Source organism: Breznakiella homolactica (assembly GCF_016616095.2).
GTDB classification, from domain to species: Bacteria; Spirochaetota; Spirochaetia; order Treponematales; family Breznakiellaceae; genus Breznakiella; species Breznakiella homolactica.
Genome location: NZ_CP067089.2, coordinates 700766 through 714578, shown reverse-complemented (window position 1 = coordinate 714578; position 13813 = coordinate 700766). Strand labels below are relative to the sequence as shown.

At 55.6% G+C, this 13813-nt stretch carries 11 protein-coding genes; 1 reads left to right on the top strand and 10 read right to left on the bottom strand.

The features are described 5' to 3' along the window. Positions 1-13: 13 nt before the first annotated feature. From JFL75_RS03480 to JFL75_RS03460, 5 genes are all read right to left on the bottom strand, one after another. On the bottom strand, positions 14-2140 hold the full coding sequence (locus JFL75_RS03480; protein ID WP_215625311.1) for a hybrid sensor histidine kinase/response regulator: 2127 nt from the start codon (positions 2138-2140) through the stop codon (positions 14-16). A gap of 65 nt (positions 2141-2205) precedes the next feature. After that, positions 2206-4266: a 6-bladed beta-propeller gene (locus tag JFL75_RS03475; protein ID WP_215625310.1), complete on the bottom strand. Its 2061-nt coding sequence runs from the start codon at positions 4264-4266 to the stop codon at positions 2206-2208. Further along, the gene (locus JFL75_RS03470) at positions 4263-4943 is read right to left on the bottom strand and encodes a tetratricopeptide repeat protein (protein WP_215625309.1); all 681 of its coding nucleotides are present in this window, start codon (positions 4941-4943) and stop codon (positions 4263-4265) included. The genes JFL75_RS03475 and JFL75_RS03470 overlap by 4 nt, the downstream gene beginning before the upstream one ends. Before the next feature lie 2 nt (positions 4944-4945). Next, on the bottom strand, positions 4946-5728 hold the full coding sequence (gene surE / locus JFL75_RS03465; protein ID WP_215625308.1) for a 5'/3'-nucleotidase SurE: 783 nt from the start codon (positions 5726-5728) through the stop codon (positions 4946-4948). A gap of 6 nt (positions 5729-5734) precedes the next feature. Beyond that, positions 5735-6892 (bottom strand): galactokinase, encoded by a 1158-nt coding sequence (locus JFL75_RS03460; RefSeq protein WP_215625307.1) that lies wholly within the window; start codon positions 6890-6892, stop codon positions 5735-5737. Between the two features lie 172 nt (positions 6893-7064). Here JFL75_RS03460 and lnt point away from each other — a divergent pair, with 172 nt between their 5' ends. Further along, entirely contained in the window at positions 7065-8711 is a 1647-nt protein-coding gene (lnt, locus tag JFL75_RS03455; protein WP_215625306.1) for an apolipoprotein N-acyltransferase, read from the top strand. On the opposite strand, the gene JFL75_RS03450 is transcribed toward lnt, so the two are convergent. The 5 genes from JFL75_RS03450 to JFL75_RS03430 are packed head-to-tail and all read right to left on the bottom strand — an operon-like array spanning position 8712 to position 13804. Further along, positions 8712-10070 (bottom strand): hypothetical protein, encoded by a 1359-nt coding sequence (locus tag JFL75_RS03450; protein ID WP_215625305.1) that lies wholly within the window; start codon positions 10068-10070, stop codon positions 8712-8714. It lies immediately after the preceding gene. 34 nt (positions 10071-10104) lie between these two features. Beyond that, entirely contained in the window at positions 10105-11439 is a 1335-nt protein-coding gene (locus JFL75_RS03445; RefSeq protein WP_215625304.1) for a hypothetical protein, read from the bottom strand. 31 nt (positions 11440-11470) lie between these two features. Further along, entirely contained in the window at positions 11471-12139 is a 669-nt protein-coding gene (locus tag JFL75_RS03440) for a FecR family protein (protein ID WP_215625303.1), read from the bottom strand. A 31-nt stretch (positions 12140-12170) separates the two neighbouring features. Then, positions 12171-13355 (bottom strand): hypothetical protein, encoded by a 1185-nt coding sequence (locus tag JFL75_RS03435; protein WP_215625302.1) that lies wholly within the window; start codon positions 13353-13355, stop codon positions 12171-12173. Further along, positions 13352-13804, bottom strand: a complete 453-nt coding sequence (locus JFL75_RS03430) for a hypothetical protein (protein WP_215625301.1) — start codon at positions 13802-13804, stop codon at positions 13352-13354. Before JFL75_RS03430 ends, JFL75_RS03435 begins: the two co-directional genes overlap by 4 nt. Positions 13805-13813: the final 9 nt, after the last annotated feature.

Sequence of the window (13813 nt, the reverse complement as noted above, 5' to 3'; positions counted from 1 at the left end):
GGCGGAGGCGGAATCAGGACCGGTCAGGGAAGAGAAATTTGTTCATTATTTCCAGGACTTCGCTGATTTCGATGGGTTTTCCAATATGGCCGTTCATCCCGACCGACAGGGATTTTTCGATATCCTCCCGGAAGACATTGGCGGTCATGGCAATGATGGGCACGGATTTTGCGCCGGGGACATCCATTTTCCGGATACTCCGGGTTGCTTCATATCCGTCAACCAGGGGCATGTGAATATCCATAAAAATCAAATCATAGCTCCCCTGGGCGGCGGCAAACATGTCGCAGGCTTCCTTCCCGTTTACGGCGCAGTCTATGGAGACGCCGGTCCCGTCCAGGAGGGCCGACAGAATTTCCCGGTTGATTTCCACATCCTCCGCCAGGAGAATCCGTTTTCCCCGGAAATCCGGGACGCCGCCGCTGTCCCCTTCCGTGGGAACGGCGTTGGTTTCCGTAACCCCTGGTTCCGGCGCCGGGATGCCAAGCTTTACCGTAAAGGCAAACCGGGACCCTCTGTCCGGCTCGGATTCAACCCAGATTTTCCCGCCCATCTGTTCCACAATTTTCCGGGAGATTGCCAGCCCAAGGCCGGTTCCGCCGTACTGCCGCGAAATACTGCCGTCCGCCTGTTCAAAGGAATGGAAGAGCCGGTCCTGCTGGTCCGCGGAAATACCGATACCGGTATCCGAAACCTCGATCTGCAGGATGCACTGACTGCCGTTTATTTCGTTAAGGGATACATCGAGCCGGATATCCCCGCCTTCGGGGGTAAACTTATTCGCGTTGGACAGAAGATTGGTAATGACCTGCGCCAGAGCCTGGCGGTCGGCGGTCACAATCCGCGGCACCCGGTCATCCATATTCAGGGTAAAGCGCTGGTGCTTTTCATCCATTTTAAAAACATTGAGGCCGACTACCTGGCGGATTACATCCTCAAGGGGGAATTCCGTTTCGGAGAGTTCGAATTTACCGGCCTCGATTTTCGACATATCCAGAACATCGTTGATTACCCCCAGCAGATGGCCCGACGCGTCGCTTATTTTCCCGAGGCAGTACTGTATTTTTTCAAGATCATCGGTATTCCGGGCGATGGTGGTCATCCCGATGATTGCGTTCATGGGCGTCCGCATTTCATGGCTCATCCTCGCCAGGAAATTGCTTTTGCTCTTGTTTTCCTCATCGGATCGGATTTTCTGGGCCCGGGTTCTGACGAGGATGCCGCTTAATACCACCATAAGAACGAAACCAACCACCGAGAGGACAATGCCCAGACGGTGTACTTCCTGGTAGTAATTCTGGCGGGGTATGATTACCCCGATATGCCATCCGTTAAAAATCGTTCTGAAAAACGCGACGCTGTCGGTCCCGTCATAATCCATAAACCGGACCGCCGAAATCTTCTGTCCCGACTCTATCATGGCCGCCAGTTTGGGGTAGTCCCCGCCGGCGCTGAAGATATTGGTTCCCACAAAACCATCGTTCCGATGGGCGGTAAACTGCAGGGTATCACTGAGCAGGACACCGTAACCGCCATTGGCAATCTGCTGGCTGCTTACATAATCCGTGATCCGGGACAGTTTTAGGTCTATCGCCAGTATTCCCTGGAAAACGCCGTTTTTATCCGCCACGCTTTTTGAGAAGGAAATGCATATTCCGCCGGTTTCCGCGTCAAGATAGGGTTCCGAAAAATATATATCCCCGGGCATTTTATATGCGCCGATATACCAGGGCCGGTCCGGGGGACTGTAGCCGTCCGGAGGAATCCACCCCGACCCGTCGAGAAATTCATCCCTGATATATCCGTATATCTTCATAAAATCGGGCATCAATGAGGAATCATTATTGAAATACTCATTAATGTACGTCAGGAAGTCCAGTATTTCCTGGTTTGTTTTTTCCGAAATAAGCATGCTTTCCACAGTTTGGGAAACATTGGCAAAAACCATTTCGGTTTCAAAAAGGTTAACCGATACCGCAACCTGGGTGGTGTTCATAATCTCTTCGCCGATGGTAGCGGTGAGATTCCGGACTATGCCGCTTACATACACGTAACTGACCAGAACCATGGTAAGAAAGGCGAGAAAAACGAACAGCAGCTGCTGGTAATTTGCCCGTATCAGCGTTTTCAGTCTTGTCATTTCCAACCCGGCGGTGTCTGATTTGTATATCCCGGCTCGTTCCGATACCAGCCGGGGCATGTGTTTTATTCAAGCGGAGGGAAGTATCCCGTCCCGTCCCGTCCCGACCGTTCGAGAAGATATACCTCCGCTTCTACGGGAAGATAAGCCCTGCCGAAATCCGTCGGAAGCCCCGAACGGTACCGGAGTATATAGGTTCCGTTCGGCTTTTCCTTCAGCCCTTCAATAACCGGGCCGATGCCCGCTGGTCTGTATAACGGAAGGACGCTGCCTCCTGTCTGGCTGCAAAGGTATTCAACCTCCCGGGAAGGCGAAGCATTCCCGATTATGACCGCGTAAAAGACAATTCCATTATTGGCAAGGTACGCAGCCAGTTCGGAAAGGCTGTACTGCGAAAAGGAGAGCTCGTTGAGGGCTCCGGAGGTTAAAAAAACCACAGCCCGTTTTTTTTCTCCCGGCAGCAGATCGGTGGCCGCAAGCCTGAGGCCAAGATCAAACCGCCACCGGGGACTGTACTGCGAATCCGTTCCCCGGGCGGCCCGGTCGAGCTGCGCGGCGTCGGCGCTCCGTTCGAGAAACGGCTGCTCCCCGGCGGAGACCACCGAGACGACCCGGCCCGAAGCGGCTGCGGCGTCCCGGGCGGCCACCGCAAGATCATTCCGGAATCCCGCGGTCTGGGGCGACCGTTCTATCAGCAGGGAAATATCCGTTCTGTCGGACAGATACGCCGCGCCGAGGAAACTCTGTTCACCCGCGGCCCGGCCTTCTTCGCTGAGCAGGAAATTGCGGCCGTCCAGCCCGACTATGGGCCGCCGCTGCCGGTCCTGCACCTGCAGTTCCAGGGTTACTTCGGGGAAATTATCCGAAACGATCCGTTCAATCTGAACGAACAATCCGGCGGCCATATCATCCAGCCGGGTCATAACGGAAATTTCATCGGCCTGGAAGTTTACCGCCAGGATATTTCCGTTCCGGTCCACATCGGCGCCGACGAGCCGCACCCGGGAATTTCCCACCACCCCCAGTTCATGGACAACCGCGGACTGGGGATCGATGATAACCACCCGGTTGGTATCCGCCGCGAGAAGCCTGCCGTCGGAGGTAAACCTGAGGCTTTCCGGCCCCTGAAGGCCTTCACTGAGGGTGATTCCCAGATAGGAACCGTTCCGGTCGAACCGGTATACGGTCCGGTTTACGCTGTCCGCCACATACACGCTGCCGTTTCCCGCGGCGATGCCCGTGGGGGACGTGAATCCGGGAAAGGTTCCGGTTTTTCCGCCGAAGGACAGCAGGTAGGTTCCGTCGGCGTCGAATTTCGAAACCCGGCGGTTGCCGTAATCCACCACATAGAGATAGCCGTCCTCATCCACCGCCATGTTCTGGGGTCCCACGAATTGACCGTCCCCGCGGCCCTTGGAGCCTATGTATCCCTGCCATTCACCGCGGCTGCTGAGGATACTCACCCGGCCGCCGTGGTATTCGGAAACATACAGCCGCCCGTCGGGTCCCCGGACAATGTCATAGGGACGGTCGAAACCGTTGAGCGGGCCTCTCTGGCGCTGGCGGATTATACCGTTTACGTCAATTCTGACTATTTCATTTGATCCGAAGGCAACGACCCAGGCGGAACCGTCCTCCAGGGGAAGAACCGCGGTGGGCTGCCGGTATACGGTAAGATCGTCGTACCGCCCGGGGTACCGTCCCGCATCGACATACCGGGCATTTTCATCGAGGTCGGGGAACAGGCTTCTCCGGTTCCAGACGGTCTCAATCCGGCTTGCAAGCAGGAGCGCTTCATTGCTCCCCCGTTCGTAGAATTCCAGGGCGGCCTGCCATTGCCTGAGGGCCGTATCCTCCATGCCGGAACGGTAATAAGCCCGGCCCAGCCAGTCCAGTATCAGCGGTTCGCCGGGCCGGAAAGAGAGGGCCCGCTCAAAGGAAAGGATCGCCTCATTAAATGAAAACCGGTTGTATGCCTGGACGCCGAGCCTGAATTCCTCCCGGGCGAAGACCGCGTTCCGGTCGGTTCCCGACGGTCCGGCAGTCTGCTGGCCGTGTACATAGGGTGCGATAAAAAAGGCAACGGCCAGGGCAATAAAAAGGCAGCGCCCGGGAAGGATTCTCATGACGATTCTCCGACAATAACCCGCATATGCTTCCGGATTTCTTCCTGGTACGGCGCAATATCATAGGCCTTGCGCAGCCACGTCCGGGCTTCAATAAGCTCGCCGTTCTTGTAATACGCCCAGCCCAGGGAATCCAGGTACGCCGCGTTCTGGGGTTTTTTGTCCACCGCTTTTTTGCAGTATATGAGCCCCCGCACGGGATCCATATCCGTATCCGCCAGGATAAAACCCAGTCCGTTCAGAGCCGTGGCGTTGGTGTCATCCATTTCCAGGGCTTTCCGGTAATACTCCACGGCTTTGTCGAACTGTTTCTGGGACCAGGCGGCGTATCCCAGGGTTGTATAGATCTGTATCGACTCAAAGCCGTTCTTCATCAGATGGTTCAGCTCGAATTCCGCGAGCTTCGAACGGCCGGTAATGGTATAGATGTACGCCAGAGTCATACGGCACTGGTACGCCCGGAGCGGATCAGAACCGGAGGTCACCACCTGTTCAAGGTACAGGAGGGCATCGTCAAAGCGTTCGAGCTTTGTATAGCAGAGGCCGAGATAATACGCCAGTTCGGTATTCTGGTCAGGGGTAAAATAATCCGCGTCAACCTGGAGCAGTTCCTGGAGGGCCAGTTCCCACCGTTTTAAGCGGAACAGCCGGATTCCTTCCTGAAGTGTCGCGGCCATGGCTACCTCTGCATGAGGCGGGCGGTTCCCGGCCTGGGGGCGGCGGAACTGTGGTCCGGGACGCCGCCGCAGATATCCCGGCGTACCACGGGATGGATAAACACGGGACTAACCGATGCCATGTTCCGCTTAACCGCATCCCAGTCCGACCCCTCTTCCGGTTCCGTATCAATAGTACCGGTTTCGACAAAGTAATACGCCTTTTTGTCGGGAGCGTTGAATACCGCCAGGGTATCGTTGTACCGCCGGCGGGAGGGATAGGTAACTTCAATACCCAGAGGACCGGAAGGACTGTTGGGTATATTCACATTTATAAAAGTATCCTCTACCCAGAGATCAAAAAAATCATCCAGATGACCGGCGCAGAATTCCGCGGCCATGTCCCAGTGGAAATCACCGCCGGCGCAGAGGGACAGGGCGATTCCCGGTATATCATGGAGCGCCGCCTGCCGCGCGGCGGCGGCGGTTCCGGAATAGATAATATCGGTGCCCACATTGGGGCCGGCGTTGATACCGGAAACAATGAGATCCGGTACAAAGGGAAGTCCCCCGAGGGTCGCCACCATGACACAGTCCGCGGGGGTTCCCGAACAGGTCCAGACCGAAGAGGAACGCCGGTCAATACGTACCGGCCCTCTGAGGCTGAGGGAATGGGAAACCCCGGAACGGTTCGATTCGGGAGCGCAGATATAAATCTCATGGCCGCCGCGGGCCTCTAGTGCTTCGGCAAGTTTTATAAGACCGGCACAGTCAATGCCGTCGTCATTGGTCAATACAATTTTCATGGAACCTCATAGAACACGGGCGGCTCCCGCTGGTTTAAAATCATAAATCAGGGGATGGAACCCGAAAATACGCTCATAATCTTCTAGCCGGCGTTTATATTCATCAATAGCCTTTTCTTTGATAATTGTATACGTGCACCCTCCGAACCCCTGCCCGGTCATGCGGGAGCCGATGACACCGTCAATCTCCTGGGCCCGCTTAACCAGCCAGTCGATTTCCGGGCATGAAACTTCGTACAGGTCCCGGAGACTCTCATGGGAATGGATAATAATCTTTGTGAGGTTCGGGAAATCGGCTTTCTTCAGCACCATCTGTGATTCCTCCACCCGTTTAAGTTCCGTTACGATATGCAGGCAGCGCCGGCGGATCTGCTCGGGAAGGTTGCCCATGGATTCAATGATATCCGTTGTGGCAAAATCCCGGAAGCTGGCGCCTTCCTTTTTATTCGATAAAAGCTCGAGACCCTTCCGTATATCCTGGAGCCGGAGACTCAGCTCCTCTTCCACACCGACCCGGGGAACCCTGGAATCCATGAGCAGCATTTTGTACGCCCCCAGGGGTGACTTTATCTGCTTCACCTCAAGGTTTGTTTCATCGAGGATCATAAAATGGTCTTTTTTGGCAAACAGCGCCACCAGATAGTCTATGGGACTGTGGCGTTTTCCGAAAAACGCTTCGGAAGAGACCGTAAGCATATTAAGCAGTTCCCGGTCGTTTATTTTCGCCGAAAAGAAGCCCCGCAGGGCGACGGCGGCGGCGACCTCAATAGCCGAGGAACTGGCCAGGCCAACCTGCTGGGGGATATCCCCGGAAACCGTAAAATTGAGCCCCTTTACGGGGTATCCTTTTTCGGCAAACCCGTGGATCGCGACTTTGATAAAATTAGCCCACCGGTCTTCCCGCTTGTATTTAAGATTGACCAGGGTCGTCCGTTTGCGTTCGCCCAGGTCGGCGGCAAAAAAACGGAGGGAATTATCCTTCCGCAGGCTGACCGCGACACGGACAGTCCGGTCCAAGGCGGAGGAAAGGAAAAGCCCCGCCTTAGGTTCTCCATGTTCACCAAGGTAATGGATTCTTCCGGGGGCTTCGGCAATAACCACTGGGGACGTTCGGTCTGTGTCGGATTGGTACTCTGCACGATGAATGGGACCGATGTCCTGCATTGGTATGTCCTCACTATGATTATTGGGGAAATATCCCTTCGTTAGTCCTAATAATATAGGAAAATGTGGTAATATTCAATCAAAAATATGATTCAGTTGCGGTTTTTGCGCTTAGCTTGGTATACTTGCATGATTATCCGCACAAAAAAGGAAATCGGAAAGAAGGCGGCAGGTGAAATATTGCGCAGCGATTGTATCGGGACTGTTTCTGGCCATGGCGGTTCCCAATGAAGGGGCCCTTTACGGCAGCGTCCTGCTCGGTTTTTTCTGTCTCGCGCCCTATTTTGCGGCCCTGCGGCTGAGCCGCTCCTACGGAGAAGCCGCCCTCATGGGTTTTATGTTCGGCGCTGTTTCCCACACGGCATCCAGCTACTGGCTCGTATTTTTTGAGGGCTACGCGATCTGGACTGTAGGGGCCACGGCTCTGGTATACGGTATAGCCCACGCGGCGGTCGCCGGCTTTCTCCGGTTTGTTTCAGCGGATCGAATCGGCGGGAATCGGGCCGTTGCGCCCGGCGTCCGGTCCTTCCGCCCGCTGCTGACCGCCGCGGTCTGGACCGTATGGGAATGGCTCAAATCCGTGGGTTTTCTGGGATTCCCCTGGGGACTCGTTGCCTACGCGCTGAACAACCGTCCCCGGATGATCCAGATAGCCGACATCACCGGGGTGTACGGCCTTTCATTCATCCTTGCGCTGAGTTCCGCGGTTATCGCCGAAGCGGTCTTCTGCGTGCCCGGACTACGGTTTGTGAAAAACGGAAAAAGCCTGCGGGTCAGGGGGATTTCCCGCCTGAATCCGGCGCTTCCCGGCGCGGCGGTATTCGCCGGACTTCTGGCCATGACCCTGATATACGGCGTGTACCGGCTTTCCCGGCCTACCCCGGTGTGCGGCCATGTGCCGCTGCTGCTGGTTCAGCACAACGCCGATTCCCGGAACCGGAGCGAACTGAACGTCCTGGGAGAGGCGGTGCGGCTCAGCCGGGAAGGAACCGAACAGTTCCGGAATTACTCGGATTATCCCCGGCCGGCCCTCATAGTATGGTCCGAATCCGTACTCCGCCGGCCCTTTGAGGAATACCGGAGTTATTACGTTAAAAACCCGCCGGACAATCCACTGCTTCCCTTTCTGGCGGAAACCGGTATTCCCCTTCTGACGGGCGCTCCGGTGGTTCATAACTGGGAACGGTACGAAGCGAGCAATTCAGCGGTCCTCATATCCCCTGACGGGGGGATCCTTTTTTCCTACGCGAAACAGCATCCCGTTCCCTTTGCCGAGGCGGTCCCCTTTATCGAGTACCCGTGGATGAAGCGGTTCATGCGCGATATTGTGGGATTTGACGGCAGCTGGACCATGGGCACTGAATACGTTGTCATGGAATTGCCCCGCGGGGACGGAAAAACCCTCCGCTTCGGAACGCCGATCTGTTTTGAGGACGCCTTTGCCGGGCTCTGCGGAACCTTTTTTGAACGCGGCGCGGACATTCTCATAAACCTGACCAACGATTCGTGGTCAAGGCGGAAATCCGCGGAAACCCAGCACTTCGCCGCGGCGCGGTTCCGGGCCGTGGAAAACCGCCGGGTCCTGGTCCGCTCCGCCAATTCCGGCGTTACCGCGGTTATCGACGCCGAAGGCGGGATCTTGGGTATGCTCCCGCTTTTTGAATCCGGCTTTCTTGCTATGGATGTACCGGTCCAGATCTCCGGGAATCCCACGGTGTACGCCGTCCTGGGCGACTGGCTGCCGGCGCTGTGCGCCCTTGGGCTCTTTGGATACATTGTCCTTTCTCTGGCCGGACAGAAACGGCGGCCCCGCCGCTGATTACGGTGTGGCGCTCGCTTGTTTCTCAACAAGATAGCTGCCGGTTATCTTCCCGGATTCCAGGTCCAGTTCCGCGATCCGCTGGTAATCAAAAAGCTGGCTGCCGATAAAATAAGATCCGCTGTCCTGGATGTATGTTTTTTCCCTGGACCAGCCGGCCATGGTCTTGGCCGCCATCAGCGGCAGCGTGGATCCGTTTTCCATATGCCGGTCAAGCACAAAGGGCGTATACTCCCCGCCTTCGGGTACGGCCCCTTCCCATTTAATGGTCATGGAATCCGTATCAATGGCGATAAAATTCCAGACCCCTTCAGTGGTATAGGGCATAAGACAATAGGCAACGAGGGTTCCGTCCACCGCCTGGATGGCCTCAGCATCCATCAGCGGCTGGGCCAGACGCCGGACTTCCCGGAGCGAATAGGAACCGCCGGCTTCCCGTAACTCATATTTGACAATAGTAATCCAGAGAGTGGATCCCGAAGTATTCTGAAACTCACAGAGGTAGATGTATCCCTCATGATCCGCCGCGAATGCCCGGAGGCTGTAATTACCCCCCGCCAGGGAAACAGCCGGACCGAGAGCGCCTTGGTAATACCCAAAGGAATCCCGCTGATAGTCCCGGGTAAGGTCCAAAGCGCTGAGGCTGCCGTTTTCCAGAAACCACATCCACCGCCGGTGGGGATCGAAGGCGTACGCCAAAGAGCTGGCCATAACCGGTACCTGTATGGAAATAAAATCGCTGCCGCCGGAGAACCGCTGCAGATCGCCGATAGCGCCGGAGGCCAGATTAAAGAGCCTGCCGTAGCTGTCAAAAACAAAAGCAAAAGGCGGCGCCGGTTCGGATAAAGCAGAAATAGGAAGTTTGTTAATTAAATCCCGGGAATAGTAATACTCATAGTTGTAGGTTAGTTCATTGTACTCGGCCACGATCAGCGCCGTATCCCGTACACGCAGATCCATTGTAAGGGATGTTTCGGGTTTATTCACCGCCACATCCCGGATAATGCCGCCGTAGGCCCTGGCGAAAACAACCGGCGGATCCCCGGAAGGATCCAGTACGGCGTACACATCAATGTCGTACCCCGAACCGTAGGGAACCGCCAGGGATAATTCCGAAGCGCTCCCCTGAAAGGTCCGTGACAGCACCGTCTTTCCGTTCCGGGACACGGAAACGGTAATTCCCGAAAAGGCGGGCCGCTCTTCCGAAGGAGGACCGGCCACACTGCGGGACCGGTCTTCTCCAAAGGATATACGGAGAGTACCCTGGGTACCGTTCTCTTTGCTGAAAAACATGCTGCAGGATGCCAGGAATACGATCCCCGCCATAACAACCAACGAATAAAACCCGTTTTTCTTCATGGTTTGCCTCCCGCAGCTCCGCTGCTAGGGCGTATTAATTGAGCGTGATAAAATGGCTCCTTCTGATTTTTCCTGAATTTATATCAATCTCCACGACCCTGTAATAATCGTCAAGTGAGGTACTGTTTATAATTGTGACACGGTCCTGGATATACACCGCGTCCCGGGTCCAGCCCGCGGGGAACGCGTAAACAGATGGGTCCATTTCCCCCAGGGGAAGCGTCCCAACCGCATCCGTGTTCTTGATCTGCGGGTACTCTTTTGAGCTTATTGAAGACCACTTCAGCTTCATGGTGCCGCAGTCAACGGCGAACAGGCTCGGGAATTCCGCGCCGGGATCGGCAGCTTCACGCCCAATGATCAGGAGAACATCGTTTACGACACGTAACTTGCTGGGATCCACAATTCCGTTAGCCGTAAGACTGAAACGGCTCACATCCCGGATCTCATAGTCGTCCCGGGGGCCGGTAACCTCGAGTTTGAGCACATAGATCCCGCCGCCGCTCGAAAAGACTCCGTACAGGTATCCGTCCCGGTCCACCGCGAGGGGAATATTAGGCGGCAGGTCAAGGGATGTATTTACATCAAAATCATCGGATTCGCCGGGATAATCAAAAAGCCAGTACTCGATATCGGTGGTGTTGGAAAGATATATGAGACAGTTCCTGGTACCGTCATAGACAAGTTCCGTCATATTCGAAATAAGCGGAGGAACAAAGGTAGAAGAGGAATCGAAGATTACGTCTCCTGCCCCCGCCCTGCCGTCGTAACGGGTTATTGTATCTCCCTGCATGGTCAGGATTCTGCCGTACTGGTCAATGGTATAGGGGAAACCCATCATAGATGCCGATCCAAAATCGAATATCGTTTCCATGGTTGACCCATCAGGGGAATACTGCAGTTCAAGATTGGATAACCCCAGGTAATGCCGCATTATCGCGGTTTCCGACACGGACAGGTCAATGATAAGGGGTTCTATTTCCGCCTGGTTTACCGAGATATTCTTTACCCGGCCGCCGTAGGCTTTAACAATGGCGGGAACCGTCGGGTTTTTCGACTGGTCCACCACGGCGAACAGCTCAATTTCGTAGCCGCTCCCGTAGGGTACGGACATGGAAAATGATGAGTTCCCGCCGGAGAAAGAGCCGGAACGGACGGTTTTGCCGTTCTGCTTCGCGTAGAGAATGACCCGGGAAAACACGGGAAGCTGCGCGGAAGCGGGATCACCCAAAGCACGGCCCTCGGCCGTTCCCAGCGTTATCCGGACGGTTCCTTCATCACTGGCCTGGTTGTCGAAAAACATACCGCAGGACACAAGAAGGGCCGTTACTGTAATCAGCAGCGCTGTATATAAAGTAATTTTTTTCATTACTTATCCTCCGCAGTTTACATTTTAATTTTTACCACTGTACTTCCACGGTGATGGAACCAGACTGGCCGACTTTTGACGGGGCTGAGGTAGCGGCGTTGATATCCCGCTGGGAAGCGCCCAAGGGCAGCTGGGGAGCCGCGTTAGCCGCCGCAACCGCGTTGGGGGACACAGCCTGGCCATCGGCGTTGATAAAGGTTGATCCGCCCTGGTCCACCAAAACTTCATTCCCGCCGCCGGCGGTAAATGAAACCGTACCGCCGAATACCGTCAGGCGGTCGGAATCGAAATCAAAGGAGGTTCCCCGCACCGATGCGGTCGCAGAGGGGCTGCGGACGGTAAAATCGGTCCGCCGGCCCGCGGGGGGATTTACGTCGGCCCGGACTCTTCCCGCGGCGAGATTAACCCGGACCTGCTCGGTATCGCCGGAACTGCTCAGTTCCGCCAGGGTAAGGCGGGTCAGGGGTTTGACCGTGAGAACCGAATCCCCCAGGGTAATCTGGGCGGTGCTTTTAAAGCCCGTTGAAACAATTGTATCCCTGGACAGCCGCATTCCCGGAGCCGCGGCTACCCAGTTTGCCGAACCCGGCGCCTTTATCTCAACCTTGCCGCTTACTTCCCTGACCGAAGCGGCGGGTTCCTGGGCAAAAAGAGCTGCGGCGGTCAAAGCGACCGTTAAAAAGGCAATAATTTTCTTCATACATCTCTCCTTAATCTTCTATTTTTATCTGTTACAGCGAAAGAACCACGGCCAGAGATACCAGCCACTGAACATCCGCGTCGGAAACGAAAGCATCCCCAAGCTGCGGAAGGAACGCCCCGCCGCCGAGGATAAAGGACACATCCGAAACCGGCGCCCAGATCAGGGAAGCATAGATCTCGCCTCCCAGGGCATAGGAATCGGAGTCGGGATCGATATCCTCATCGCTTACGGTGGTCATATCGGTCCTGAGGAAATAATTCGCCAGGAGTTCGGTGTATATTTTTTCGGTAACCCGGACCCCGGCGCCGAGGTTGATCTTCGTCAGCCCCGAAAGATTGGGGGTAAAGACTTTCCCCTGGGACAGTACATTTACCGGTTTATACGGCGAAAAGGGGCCGCTGTCGCCCGAAGCCCATCGGACTCCCGCGAAGACGCTCGCGGGCCGCGACACCGGGAGCCGGTAGAGAGCTTCCAGGGACGCCGCGGCGGTGAATTCCAGTTCCGTTTCATCCTCAAAGGAATACTCCGCCAGAGCCGCGGACAGATCCAGGCTCAGTTCAAGGTTCCGGACCCTGTTGAAATCGTAATTAACGGACAGATACTGGGAATGGTACCAGATATCGTCGAAACCGAGGTCAAACTGCCCGATCAGGCCGACTGAGAGTTCATTATGAACCCCAAAGAGACCGGGAATGGTCAGAATGCCGCTGGCCAGCGCCCGGGAGGGGGCTAAAAACCGGTCGTCATCGGCGAAATCGTCCGCATCGGCCGGACTGAGTACGATTTCGGCGTTTTTCTTATTGACCAGTCCGGAATATAACGCGTTTGCCCGGAAAGACAGCCCGTTTCCGAACCGGAAATTGCCGGAAAACCCGTCGTACAACCCGGAGGCGACCATCCCCGCCGGGTCCATGTAGTCCATGCGGCCGGCGCCCAGGGTCATGCCCGATGAATGCCGGTAAAGGACCTCGGTCCGGCCAAGGTCGGGAATAAACGAAAATTCATCGTCTTCGTACTTGAGTTTAATAAACCCCGATACGTACAGATCGATATTGTCGCCGAACAGGGCCGAGACCCAGGGGGTGAAGGTTCCGACGTATTCAAATCCGTCGTGGGTGTACTTAGGGGTTTGGTTCAGGACCAGACCGTAGTCCCATGCAAAAAGAGTACCGGAACAGAGCAGGCAAAACAAAAGGAAGGGCAGCTTCTTCATACTTCTTCTCCAACATAGGTCAGAACCCGGCCTAGGATATTAATAAACCGTTCTCCCGAAACAGTCTGGGATGGATCGGTCCGTCCCTGGATACATTGCTTATACAGCATTTCCCGGTAGGCGTACCGCCGGCTCGGGATAATTGTGTACATGAGCCCGCCCTTGATATCGAAGGCTTCCATCAGCAGCAGGGAAAGCCCTCCCAGGGTAATATGGGTGCTCGGTTCAGCCTTGACGGGAACCCATCCCCGCTGGTCCGCTTCCCGGAAGGCATCCACTTCCCGGGCATCCTCGGGGAGGATATCCGCGGCGGACAGAACAAACCGGGCGGCCATGGCATAGGATATTTCCGGAATGCTCAAAAGCAGGTCCAGTTCATCCGCTATTTGGGCATGGGCAAAACAAACCGAAAAAACAAAAGGCAGCAGCAGGATAAATTTCTTCATCATCCAATCCTT

What these genes read in the sequence shown, in the direction of transcription:
- JFL75_RS03480 (WP_215625311.1), bottom strand. Translation starts at nt 2,140, where the DNA reads ATGACAAGACTGAAAACGCTGATACGGGCAAATTACCAGCAGCTGCTG.
- JFL75_RS03475 (WP_215625310.1), bottom strand. Translation starts at nt 4,266, where the DNA reads ATGAGAATCCTTCCCGGGCGCTGCCTTTTTATTGCCCTGGCCGTTGCC.
- JFL75_RS03470 (WP_215625309.1), bottom strand. Translation starts at nt 4,943, where the DNA reads ATGGCCGCGACACTTCAGGAAGGAATCCGGCTGTTCCGCTTAAAACGG.
- surE (WP_215625308.1), bottom strand. Translation starts at nt 5,728, where the DNA reads ATGAAAATTGTATTGACCAATGACGACGGCATTGACTGTGCCGGTCTT.
- JFL75_RS03460 (WP_215625307.1), bottom strand. Translation starts at nt 6,892, where the DNA reads ATGCAGGACATCGGTCCCATTCATCGTGCAGAGTACCAATCCGACACA.
- JFL75_RS03450 (WP_215625305.1), bottom strand. Translation starts at nt 10,070, where the DNA reads ATGAAGAAAAACGGGTTTTATTCGTTGGTTGTTATGGCGGGGATCGTA.
- JFL75_RS03445 (WP_215625304.1), bottom strand. Translation starts at nt 11,439, where the DNA reads ATGAAAAAAATTACTTTATATACAGCGCTGCTGATTACAGTAACGGCC.
- JFL75_RS03440 (WP_215625303.1), bottom strand. Translation starts at nt 12,139, where the DNA reads ATGAAGAAAATTATTGCCTTTTTAACGGTCGCTTTGACCGCCGCAGCT.
- JFL75_RS03435 (WP_215625302.1), bottom strand. Translation starts at nt 13,355, where the DNA reads ATGAAGAAGCTGCCCTTCCTTTTGTTTTGCCTGCTCTGTTCCGGTACT.
- JFL75_RS03430 (WP_215625301.1), bottom strand. Translation starts at nt 13,804, where the DNA reads ATGATGAAGAAATTTATCCTGCTGCTGCCTTTTGTTTTTTCGGTTTGT.